We start from the raw sequence: 11,490 nt of genomic DNA on the forward strand, positions 1-11,490 counted from the left end.
TGGCTAAGTCTGAATGTCCCAATGCTTCACTTATCAATGCGATGTTTACTCCCGATTTCTTTAGGACACTTGCGAATGAGTGCCTTGCAACATAGGTTGTGATATTGGCTTCAACCCCCAAGTCTGCTGCAAGTAGTTTTAAGTTCTTATTGACCTTTCCTAATATCTTATGTATTCTGTTCTGCTTTTGCAAGGCGGTCTTGTGTATCTTGCTATCTAAAATCGGAAACAGATAGCCTTTGCTCTCCTTTGAATATTTTTCGATTATCTGCATGGCTTCTTGCGGTATTCCTATTTTGATTAGCTTTTTTGTCTTTTGGCGGATATAGTGTAACCTGCCATTTTGAATATTCTCTTTTGCCAGATTAGCTATGTCTGTGAAATTGATTCCACCACATAGATAGCTGAACACGAATATATCTTTGCTCAACTCCATGTATTGCCGTTTTCCAATGGGCTGCACTTCAGTTGTGAATTTCAGTACATCTGTTTTGGCAATAGCCCTCTTTTGAGTTGTGGTATCGAACTTGTTTATTTTATATTCGTCAAATGGATAATCGGATTTTCGGGCACATTTCGCTTTGATGGCTTTATTATATGCGCTGCGCAATGTGCGAAACATAAGGCTTATGGTGGTTTCTTTATTGTCTTTGGAGCGTAGCCATTTCTCATATTTGTTAAGCCAAGAAGTATCTATATCGCTGAAAGGTATATCTAACTTGCCTTTCGTAAACGCTTTAAGCGAGTTGAAAGAACTTTTGTAGATAAGACGGTTTCCGCATTTGTCCTCACGTGTGTATTGCTCTATTAATTCGTGGTAGAACTCACTAACGGTTTTCAGTTCAAACTTGGTATTCTCATTATTGAGTAGGGTAGTGGTGGTATATTCCTTTTGCTCCACATTCAACTCTAACATTCGCCGCTGTAATTCTTGCTGTTTATCCAAGATAATCTTTTGGATATACTCTTTGTTAGGACAGTTGGGTTTAGGTTTGTTTCGTGTGAAGTCCCAATATTTAGGATTAATGGATACGCCTAAACTTTGCATAGTCCGTTTGCCACCTTTGGCTACTCTTACCATTAAGGGGGATTCTCCATTTGCTAAAGTCTTCCACTTGTAGCATACTACGTTGATTGCTGCACTCATAAAATTTTCGGTTGACTTCTTGGTTGACTTCAACCGCATAGTTTCGTGCAGAATCAGCATTCTCTAAAAGCAAAAATCAGATAGAAATCTTGCGATAACTATCTGATTTTCAGAAGAGCGGAAGACGGGGCTCAAACCCGCGACCCTCAGCTTGGAAGGCTAATGCTCTATCAACTGAGCTACTTCCGCAATTTTTGTGGGCAAAGATGGATTCGAACCACCGAAGTCGAAAGACAGCAGATTTACAGTCTGCCCCATTTGGCCACTCTGGTATTTGCCCTTTTGCACTTTGAAATCTATCTCAATTCTCTCATTGAGTAGCTTTGTTTCTCAATTGCGGTGCAAAGATACGACTATTTTTGTAAACTCCAAGCAAAATCGATCATTTTTATTGCAGTAATTGCACATTCGTCACCTTTGTTACCCAGTTTACCACCGGCACGGTCCTCGGCTTGCTCCATTGTATTGGTAGTAATTAATCCGTAAATAACTGGTACGTTGCCAGTTGCGTTCAGTTGAGCAATTCCGTTGGTACTTCCCATACAAACATAGTCAAAATGTGGAGTATCTCCTCTAACTACGCAACCAATTGCAATAACTGCATCCACATTACTATATTCAATGAATTGGTTGGCTCCAAAAATTAATTCAAAGCTACCCGGAACAGTTTTCACCAAAATATTTTCGTCTCTGGCACCATGTTTTTTTAAAGTATTCATTGCGCCCTCTAAAAGTTTTCCGGTGATATTGAAGTTCCACTCAGAAACAACAATGCCGAACTTCATTTCTTTAGCGTCAGGAACAGAGTTGAAGTCGTAGTCTGAAAGGTTATGATAAGCTGTTGCCATAGTTATTCTAAAATTAATAATTAAAAATAAAAGGGGGATAAAAAAAGAAACGGATTACACGGATTTCACGGTTGTTTCTTTTTTATCCGTGTAAAATCTGTGTAACCCGTGTCTGATATACTATATAATAATAAGGTATATTACTTCTTCAGCAGTTTGGCTTGTTCGATGTACTTATCGATATCCATTGACTGGTAAGAACGGAAATATTTGTCTTTAATCTTGGTATATGCTTTGATAGCGTCGTCATACTTGCCTTGCTTAACGAGGATTTCTCCGGCTTGTTGCAAGTAGATAGGACTGAGTGAATTGTTATCAGCTTCGTCAGCAGCGCTCAGCAACATAGAAGCAGCTTTGTCCAGCTGGCCTAATTGTGCGTAGCAGTTACCCATTGCACCTTTCATTGCAGGAGCTATCATCTGGTCTTTTCCGCTGAAGCTATCCAGTGCTTTTACAGCAGCTTCGTATTGTCCTAGGTGAGCGTAGCAGATACCCATATATGCTTTTGCCAGGTTGGCAGCTTTGGTTCCGCTGTATTCATCAGCAATTTTAGCGAAACCTGCGAATCCGATACTGTCGCCATTCAAGGCTTGTTCGTAAAGGTCGGCCTCAAAGTATTCCTGTCCTTTGAACAATGCAGCCTGTGCTTTTTCTTCGCGCGGTTCAGCATAAAGGTTCTTGTACATTACTATACCGGCTACGATGATGATTACTGCTACTACAGCGCCGATAATTGCTTTTTTGTTTTTAATGAGAAATGCCTCCGATTGTGACAATGCTTCTTCCACATTCAGGGCTTCGTTAGCTTTCTTTTGTTCTGCCATTTTATATATTCTTTTTGTTATTATTCTTATTTAGCCATTTCGACCCGCAAAAGTAACTTTTTTATAGGTATCAACGAAATTTAGCGGCATCTTTTTTTCTTTTACACTTGAAAACCCGAAATTCTTCCTACTTTTTGATGAGCTAGGCTTTACCTCCGCATTAAAAATAAGCATGCTTATATTGGTACTGCATTCGGTTTAGATAAATCTCTCACATTCGGAAAAAAGAATGAATTCTCTTTTCGCTCACTAAATCGAGATTTTGCATTATCTTTGTAACTGAATTTACAGCTGTAATATGATACTGAAACGTATATCCATACTTAATTATAAGAATCTGGAACAAGTTGAGCTCTCATTCTCACCCAAGTTGAACTGTTTTTTCGGACAGAATGGCATGGGGAAAACGAATTTGCTCGATGCCATTTATTTCCTTTCGTTTTGTAAGAGTTCGGGTAATCCCATCGATTCGCAAAACATCCGCCATGATCAGGAATTCTTTGTCATCCAAGGCTTCTATGAGGCTCCCGACGGTACGCTGGAAGAGATTTATTGCGGTATGAAGCGCAGGCAAAAGAAACAATTCAAGCGGAATAAAAAGGAATATACCCGCTTGTCCGATCATATCGGATTCTTGCCTTTGGTCATGGTTTCTCCTGCCGATTCGGAATTGATTGCCGGAGGCAGTGACGAGCGTCGGCGCTTTATGGATGTCGTAATTTCGCAGTATGATAAAGAGTATCTGGAAGCTCTGATACGCTATAATAAAGCGTTGGCTCAACGAAATACGTTGTTGAAAAGTGAAGTGCCGGTAGAAGAAGAGCTGTTTCTCATTTGGGAAGAGATGATGGCACAGGCCGGCGAGATTGTTTTCCGTAAGCGGGAGGCTTTTATCAGTGAATTCATTCCTATTTTCCAGTCATTTTATTCTTTTATTTCACAAGATAAGGAGCAGGTCGGGTTGACTTATGATTCGCATGCCCGTGATGCATCCCTGTTGGATGTAATAAAAGCAAGTCGTGTACGTGACCAGATTATGGGATACTCTCTGCATGGCATTCACAAAGATGAACTGAATATGCTTCTGGGTGATTTTCCTATCAAGCGGGAAGGTTCGCAAGGGCAAAACAAAACCTATCTTGTTGCCTTGAAATTGGCACAATTTGATTTCCTGAAAAGGACCGGCACCACAGTACCTTTGCTTCTGCTGGATGATATCTTCGATAAACTGGATGCTTCTCGCGTAGAGCAGATCATCAAGTTGGTAGCCGGTGATAACTTCGGGCAGATATTCATAACAGATACGAACCGGGAACATCTGGATCGCATTCTTCATAAGGTAGGCAGCGATTACAAAATGTTCCAGGTAGATCAAGGAGTCATAACAGAACGGGAGGAGGATGAAGCATGAAGCGTAACGATGCCGAACAAATAGGTAAACTGATACGTACTTTCCTTCGGCAGGAGAGTCTGGAGTCGCCACTCAATGAGCAGCGGCTCATTAACTCATGGGCAGAAATCCTTGGCCCTACTATTGCCTCTTATACCCGTGAACTCTATATCCGCAATCAGATTTTATATGTCCATCTGACCTCTGCCGCCCTGCGTCAGGAACTGATGATGGGACGTGACTTACTGGTACGCAACCTGAACCGCCACGTAGGTGCGCAGGTAATCACGAATATCATATTCAGATAGGGATTAGTGGTTAGTGATTAGTGATAAGCTATCCACTCTCTGTATCTTCAATGCTTTCAATTCTTCTATGGCACGATTGTAATATACAGGCGTTTCCAGATCTTTATTGTTATGTGCATCTAACCCGATGATAGCAGTACAACCTTCATTGGCGGCAATGCGCCAGAAGTCCGGGCAAGGATAAGTCTGCAAATTGTGTGCCTCATTATAAGCTACATAACCGATATTATATTCCAGCGGAATATGGAGGCGTGCGGCTGTGCGGCAGATATGGCGGCTGATTAGCTTACAATGACGGTCGAACTGAGGATATGAGCGCATGAATAAATCCGGGTGGGCCAAACAGCAGAATAAACCACTTTCCATTCCCTCGATGGCACTCTCTTCATAGAGTTCCAGCATATCGAGGTTCTCGGTATGATGCCCGAAGTAAGGGAACTTCTCATCTGTATGGTAATGGTGATTGCCGAACAGGATATAATCCAGTTGATACTCTTTGATTTTTTCTTTCAGCCAATGGATATAGGTGGGAAAATACTCGCATTCCAATCCGATTTTGATACTGATCTGATCCCGGTATTTCTCGCGGAGCGAGTGTAGGCTTTCTACGTATCCGGGTAATTCTTCGGGGAGCATACGCATGTCAGCCACATAATCGGTGTGATACTTCCACGGAGTGTGGTCTGAAAATCCCAGCTCCTGATAGCCGCCTTTGATGGCGCTGAGCACGTAGTCTTCGTCGCTACCCGTAGCGTGCATGCAACGGGTAGTATGAGTGTGATAATTTGTTTTCATTGAATTGTTATAATCGTATCCATGCGGATGTCGAATGGCTCCGCAGGCACTTCTTTCACTAATTGAAAAGGAAAACAGATGCCGGCTTTGAAAGCCGTGAGGCGGGGGAGCAGTCGGTCATAATAACCTTTGCCTCTGCCCAGACGGTTACCTGCATTATCGAAAGCTACGCCGGGAACGGCAACAAAGTCGATAGCTGCATAGTCGGTGAAGAGTTCTCCGGTAGGTTCTTCAATACTATAACTTCCTGTTGCCAGGTCTTCGGGACCGGTATAGACACGCAATTCCAGATCGTCACCTACGACAACCGGAAGCAATATCCGCTTTTCACGGCTCCACTTCCGGACAAATTCATGCGTATCGACTTCGTCCTTCAGTGAATAATAGAGCAGGACGATATGTGCCGCCCTAAAAGCCGGGTGGGCTTCCAGGGCGGCAAGTATTTCAGCAGACTGGGATTGATGCGTAGTGGTAAGCCCGTGCCGGGTCTTTAACAATGCCATACGCTTCCGCAGTTCTTTTTTTCTTTCCTTCATCTTTCGTTTCTTCTTTCACAGCGTCTTCCGGAGCTTTGGGAAATGCTTCACCGTTCTCCAGAATTTCCAATGCCTTTTGTACGGTAGGATCGCCCTGGTTGATATACCTTATATAAGGTTCCCTACCTAATATATTATAGATAATGTTTCCATAAAGGTTTCTTTCCATCAGCTTGTAGGACTTGTGAATAAGGATATTGCGTCTCTTCACTCCCTTGCTGTCTGCAAAACGGATAAACTGTTCTACGATGCCTTGCTGACGAAGATATTTCAGCATGTCTTCTTCATTTTCGAACTCATTCAGTTTAGCCCGGTTGCGGTCGGAATACTGGAAGCTGAACTGTAAAGTCAGTCCTTTATTGAGCACTTCAATCAGATAAGAAGAAGTTCCTGTGGTATCCTGCGGTACGAATACGTCCGGCATAATACCACCACCACCGTAAACGGGACGTCCCAGACGGGTGGAGTAGCGCAAATTCTCGTCCAGCTTGATGCTATCCTTAGAGAAGAATTCACCATGCTCGTAGCGGGTCAGCCAATCCATTTCGTACTTGGCGTCCTTACCATTCTTATACGGACGTTGTATGCAACGACCGGATGGAGTATAGTAGCGGGCAATTGTCAGGCGAATAGCAGAGCCATCGCTGAAGTCAATCGGTTGTTGTACTAATCCTTTTCCGAAGGAACGGCGTCCTACGATTGTACCACGGTCATTATCCTGAATAGCTCCTGCAAAGATCTCACTGGCGGATGCCGAACTTTCATTGGTCAGCACAACCAAAGGCATTTTCTGGCAGCTGCCTGTTCCGTTGGCATAATCTTCCATGCGGGGGTATTTGCGTCCCTGGGCATAGACAATAAGTTGTCCTTCCGGCAGGAATTCATTCACCATACGCACGGCAGCCTCCATGTAACCACCGGTGTTGTCGCGCAAGTCAATAATAATTCCCTTACAATTCTGATGACTGAGTTGAGCAATAGCATTCAGCAGTTCTACATGAGTGGTACGTCCAAACTTACTGATTTGAATGTATCCATAATCATTGCTGAGCATATAAGCTGCATCAATTGTATTCTGTGGAATATCACCGCGGGTGATGACAAAGTCCAGCAAATTCTTTTCTGTAGCACGTTTGACACCCAATTTCACTTTGGTTCCTTTCGGACCTTTCAAAGTGCGCATGGCTTTCTCATTGGTCAGTTTTATTCCGGCGAACAAGCTGTCGTCTACCATGACGATGCGGTCGCCTGCCATCAGTCCTACTTTCTCGGACGGACCACCTTGAATGACACTATTCACATGAATCGTATCATCCTGAATGGTGAATTGAATACCGATACCGCTGAAACTGCCTTCCAACTCTGAATTAACTTCCTCCAGATTCTGGGCAGGAATGTAAGTAGAGTGGGGGTCTAACTCAGCCAATATCTGTGGCATTGCTTTTTCCACAAGGTCCGTCATGTTGACGGTGTCTACATACTGGTCTTCAACAACCCGCAACAAAGCATTCAGCTTGTTGGACGAGCCATTAATAATGCCCAGCGTATTTCCGGCGAAATGCCTGGCATAAAATGTTCCGATCAGAATTCCCATTACCACGCTGATTGCAATGACGAGCGGGGTAAAGCGGGAAGAGTTTTTTGTACTCATATCTTTTAGTTGTTAGCTACGAGCTACAAGCTACGAGCGGTAGCTGGTGGTTCGTAGATTTTAGTTTATTGTTTGTTTAAGGTCTTTATTCTTTGCTTGTAGCCTGTAGCTCGTCACTTGTAGCTACATATACTACCTCGATACCTGCACGCTTCAAAAGTTCGATACCGTCTTCCAAACGGTATTTTTCGGAGTATACCACTCGTTTGATACCTGCCTGGATAATCAGTTTTGAACATTCGATGCATGGCGAAGCGGTGACATACATAGTGGCACCGTCGCTGCTATTGTTAGAGCGTGCTATCTTCGTGATTGCATTCGCCTCGGCATGCAACACGTAAGGTTTGGTAACGTTATTATCGTCTTCACATACATTTTCAAAACCGGCAGGCGTTCCGTTATACCCGTCAGAAATAATCATTTTATCTTTGACGATGAGTGCACCTACCTGGCGGCGTTTACAATATGAATTTTCCGCCCAGATACTTGCCATACGTATATAACGCTTGTCCAGCGCTTCTTGTTTTTCTTTAGCAGAACCTTCCATAGTCTTAATTACCTGAGTTACGTTGTGGAGCGAAAGAGATGAACTTTACAGTCTGTCCTTCTTTGTAATAAATATATAAATTCTTATTATCTCCTCCATATTTGAATGCACTCTTTAGTCCATCCATAAAAGCCTTACCTAAATACTTATCTCCATCGGTGCCTCCTCCGTTTTTTATGGTAATCTTTAATTCCCGATTATCCCCATTTGCACTCCAGTCACCATTGACAGAGGCACTGGTGGCTTTCCCGCTAAAAGTCCCGATTGCTACATCGTTTACGTTAGCACCTTCAAACACTAAAGTGTAATTATCTCCTGTAATCGTCTTAAAACTTTTTTCTCTGGCATCTTGATCGTTTTGCCAGAAGTCGTACATTTTGTTTTGTCCTTCCACTGCAATGTAAGTCATGTACCAGGTTTTTCCGGTGAAGATGTCAATGACATCGTCTTCCTGATCACAAGCGCTCAATGCGGGTAAGAAGAGAGTGACTAACAGTAACTGTATATAGGTCTTCATCTTTTTCATTTCTTTATTCCATTTCTGATTAATAATGCATCAATAGTTGGTTCTTGTCTGCGAAAGCGTTTGTATAGTGTCATCGGATGTTCTGTTCCTCCTTTGGAAAGAATGTTTTCCCGGAAGGAAGCGGCTACTTCCGGATTGAAGATTCCTTTTTGTTTAAACAGTGAGAAAGCATCTGCATCCAGAACTTCCGCCCATTTATAACTGTAATATCCGGCAGAATAACCTCCGGCAAAGATATGCGAGAACTGTGTACTCATACAGGCATCTTCTACCATAGGAAGAATCTGTGCTTTCTTCCATGCTTCTTTTTCATAAACCTTCACGTCGCCATCAAATGGGGTAGTACGGGTGTACCATGCCATATCCAGTAATCCAAAGCTAACCTGACGCAGGCAGGCATAAGCGGCATCGAAATTAGAAGAATCTACAATGCGCTGTACCAATTCGTCCGGGATGAGTTCTCCGGTCTGATAATGTCTGGCAAATGTGTGGAGGAACTCCTTTTCAATAGCGAAGTTCTCCATGAATTGAGAGGGAAGTTCCACAAAGTCCCAATATACATTTGTACCGCTCAGGTTTTCATAGGTGGAATTCGCGAACATACCATGCAGGCTATGCCCGAACTCATGCAGGAATGTCTCCAGTTCACCAAATGTCAGTAAGGCGGGTTTGTCTTTTGTCGGCTTGGTGAAGTTCATCACGATAGATATGTGCGGACGACTGTTTTCACCGGTTGCCTCGTCAATCCATTGTTCTTTATAAGAAGTCATCCATGCACCTGCACGTTTACCCTCTCTGGGGTGGAAGTCAGTATAGAGTACGGACAGGAACTTACCGTCTTTGTCAAATACCTCATATGCATCCACATCCTTATGGTATACCGGTATATCACTGTTTTTCGTGAAAGTAATGCCATACAAGCGGGTAGCCAGACCGAATACCCCTTCTTTTACCTTGCTCAGTTCAAAATAGGGACGGAGCATTTCATCATCTATCTGGAATTTCTGGTCTTTCAGTTTATGGGAATAATAAGACCAGTCCCAAGGCATCACTGTGAAGTCACTGCCTTCCAGTTGGCGTGCCAAAGCCTCTACTTCTGCATATTCTTGCTTGGCGGTGGGAGTGTAAGCATCCAGTAGCTGATCCAGCAGTTTATATACATTGCCGCTGTTTTCTGCCATTCGCTCTTGCAGGTTATATTCAGCAAAACTGCTGTATCCCAAAAGTTGCGCAATAGCCAGGCGGGTATTAACGAGCTTCTTTACAATCTCCAGATTGTTGGTTTCATTGTCATGGGTACATTTGGTATTATATGCCATATAAAGCTTACAGCGTAAATCGCGGTTACTGGCATACGTCATAAACGGGCTATAACTGGGAGCCTGCAAGGTGAATACCCATCCTTCCACGCCTTTTTCTTTGGCTGTTTCTGCGGCTGCATCAATGGCGCTTTGCGGCAGGCCGGCAAGTTGTGCAGGGTCTGTCAGTACCAGTTTATAGTCGTTGGTTTCTTTCAGGTTGTTTTCTCCGAATTGCAGGGTTAGTAAGCTAAGCTCTTTGCTCAGAGCACGGTATTGCTCTTTGGCTTCTCCTTCGAGATTAGCTCCACTGCGAACAAAGCTATTGTACACCTTCTCCAGCAGCTTGTTTTGCTCGGGAGTAAGATTAGCCTGGTCTTTCTGGTCATACACTGCCTTAATGCGTGCAAATAACTTCTCATTCAGAGTGATGTTATTGCCATGTTCGCTCAGCAACGGCATGATGGATTTTGCCAGTTCCTGCATGTCATCATTGGTTTCCGAACTCAGCAGATTGCCGAATACAGTGCTGACTTGGTTCAACAGTTCGCCGGATTTCTCGTAAGCAGCGACCGTGTTGGCGAATGTAGCCGCTTCCGGATTATTGGTGATAGCATCAATCTCCGCATTGTGACGGTTGATACCTTCACGAATGGCGGGTTCATAATGTTCGGTCTTTATCTTTTCAAACGGGATAGTACCGTGAGGCGTAGAATACTTTTCAAAAAAAGAGTTTTGAGCCTGTATTATATTCATAAAGCAGAGTAATGTTAGCGTTAGTTTTAATTTTATCATACTTACTTAGGTTCGGTAAAAATAATCTAACCGCAAAAGTGCAAAAAAAATAGCTGATTTAATGAATAACCCGTTGTATTTTAACAAAAAACAGGCAACCTCGTCGAGATTGCCTGTTTTAAATATTATTTTGTACTCTGCTTATTAGTTGTTAACTGAAGCCATGTGAGCGATCAGGTCAAGAACCTTGTTAGAGTAACCGATTTCGTTGTCATACCAAGATACAACTTTTACGAAAGTATCAGTCAAAGCGATACCAGCTTTTGCATCGAAGATAGAAGTACGAGCGTCACCCAAGAAGTCAGAAGAAACTACTGCATCTTCAGTGTAACCCAGGATACCCTTCAATTCGCCTTCTGAAGCTTCTTTCATAGCAGCACAGATTTCAGCGTAAGTAGCCGGTTTTGCCAAGTTAACTGTCAAGTCAACTACAGATACGTCCAAAGTCGGAACACGCATAGACATACCAGTCAATTTGCCGTTCAAAGCAGGGATTACTTTACCTACAGCCTTAGCAGCACCAGTAGAAGACGGGATGATGTTGCCAGAAGCAGCACGACCACCTCTCCAGTCTTTCATAGAAGGACCGTCAACTGTCTTCTGAGTAGCAGTTGTAGAGTGAACTGTAGTCATCAAACCATCCAAGATACCGAACTTGTCGTTCAATACTTTAGCGATAGGGGCCAAACAGTTAGTAGTACAAGAAGCGTTAGATACGAATTGAGTACCTTTCACGTATGTTTTTTCGTTTACACCGCAAACGAACATCGGGGTGTCATCTTTAGAAGGAGCAGACATTACTACATATTTTGCACCAGCTTCGAT

12 protein-coding genes and 2 tRNA genes are annotated in these 11,490 nt (G+C 43.1%); 2 read left to right on the forward strand and 12 right to left on the reverse strand.

The window, feature by feature from the left end; genetic code table 11:
• The 5 genes from BACCELL_RS14700 to BACCELL_RS14720 form a co-directional block, all read right to left on the reverse strand.
• Positions 1 to 1,147: site-specific integrase (locus BACCELL_RS14700; RefSeq protein ID WP_044154033.1), on the reverse strand; the 1,147-nt coding region annotated here is incomplete at its 3' end.
• A gap of 116 nt (positions 1,148 to 1,263) precedes the next feature.
• A tRNA-Gly gene (locus tag BACCELL_RS14705) sits at positions 1,264 to 1,336 on the reverse strand.
• Positions 1,337 to 1,344: 8 nt separating this feature from the next.
• Positions 1,345 to 1,427 (reverse strand) — tRNA-Tyr (locus BACCELL_RS14710).
• Positions 1,428 to 1,500: 73 nt separating this feature from the next.
• A complete protein-coding gene (gene ribH, locus BACCELL_RS14715; protein WP_007212654.1) occupies positions 1,501 to 1,995 on the reverse strand; it encodes a 6,7-dimethyl-8-ribityllumazine synthase in 495 nt (164 codons plus the stop codon).
• Positions 1,996 to 2,135: 140 nt separating this feature from the next.
• Positions 2,136 to 2,819 (reverse strand): tetratricopeptide repeat protein, encoded by a 684-nt coding sequence (locus BACCELL_RS14720; RefSeq protein WP_007212655.1) that lies wholly within the window; start codon positions 2,817 to 2,819, stop codon positions 2,136 to 2,138.
• A 298-nt stretch (positions 2,820 to 3,117) separates the two neighbouring features.
• Here BACCELL_RS14720 and recF point away from each other — a divergent pair, with 298 nt between their 5' ends.
• Both recF and BACCELL_RS14730 read left to right on the forward strand, forming a co-directional pair.
• Positions 3,118 to 4,230, forward strand: a complete 1,113-nt coding sequence (recF, locus tag BACCELL_RS14725; protein WP_007212657.1) for a DNA replication/repair protein RecF — start codon at positions 3,118 to 3,120, stop codon at positions 4,228 to 4,230.
• A complete protein-coding gene (locus BACCELL_RS14730; protein ID WP_007212658.1) occupies positions 4,227 to 4,517 on the forward strand; it encodes a DciA family protein in 291 nt (96 codons plus the stop codon). Before recF ends, BACCELL_RS14730 begins: the two co-directional genes overlap by 4 nt.
• A gap of 3 nt (positions 4,518 to 4,520) precedes the next feature.
• Here the strand turns inward: BACCELL_RS14730 and BACCELL_RS14735 are convergent, their stop codons facing one another.
• From BACCELL_RS14735 to BACCELL_RS14765, 7 genes are all read right to left on the reverse strand, one after another.
• Entirely contained in the window at positions 4,521 to 5,312 is a 792-nt protein-coding gene (locus BACCELL_RS14735; protein WP_044153898.1) for a histidinol-phosphatase, read from the reverse strand.
• Positions 5,309 to 5,815 (reverse strand): 5-formyltetrahydrofolate cyclo-ligase, encoded by a 507-nt coding sequence (locus tag BACCELL_RS14740; RefSeq protein WP_007212660.1) that lies wholly within the window; start codon positions 5,813 to 5,815, stop codon positions 5,309 to 5,311. Before BACCELL_RS14740 ends, BACCELL_RS14735 begins: the two co-directional genes overlap by 4 nt.
• Positions 5,757 to 7,499, reverse strand: coding sequence for a S41 family peptidase (locus BACCELL_RS14745; RefSeq protein ID WP_044153899.1), 1,743 nt, complete (start codon positions 7,497 to 7,499; stop codon positions 5,757 to 5,759). The genes BACCELL_RS14740 and BACCELL_RS14745 overlap by 59 nt, the downstream gene beginning before the upstream one ends.
• Before the next feature lie 85 nt (positions 7,500 to 7,584).
• Positions 7,585 to 8,046, reverse strand: coding sequence for a dCMP deaminase family protein (locus tag BACCELL_RS14750; RefSeq protein WP_007212662.1), 462 nt, complete (start codon positions 8,044 to 8,046; stop codon positions 7,585 to 7,587).
• 4 nt (positions 8,047 to 8,050) lie between these two features.
• Positions 8,051 to 8,572 (reverse strand): DUF4847 family protein, encoded by a 522-nt coding sequence (locus tag BACCELL_RS14755; RefSeq protein ID WP_007212663.1) that lies wholly within the window; start codon positions 8,570 to 8,572, stop codon positions 8,051 to 8,053.
• A complete protein-coding gene (locus BACCELL_RS14760) occupies positions 8,569 to 10,626 on the reverse strand; it encodes a M3 family metallopeptidase (RefSeq protein ID WP_044153900.1) in 2,058 nt (685 codons plus the stop codon). Before BACCELL_RS14760 ends, BACCELL_RS14755 begins: the two co-directional genes overlap by 4 nt.
• 183 nt (positions 10,627 to 10,809) lie before the next feature.
• The coding region (locus tag BACCELL_RS14765; protein WP_007212665.1) for a type I glyceraldehyde-3-phosphate dehydrogenase at positions 10,810 to 11,490 on the reverse strand (681 nt) is incomplete at its 5' end.

This window comes from Bacteroides cellulosilyticus DSM 14838 (genome assembly GCF_000158035.1).
GTDB lineage: Bacteria > Bacteroidota > Bacteroidia > Bacteroidales > Bacteroidaceae > Bacteroides > Bacteroides cellulosilyticus.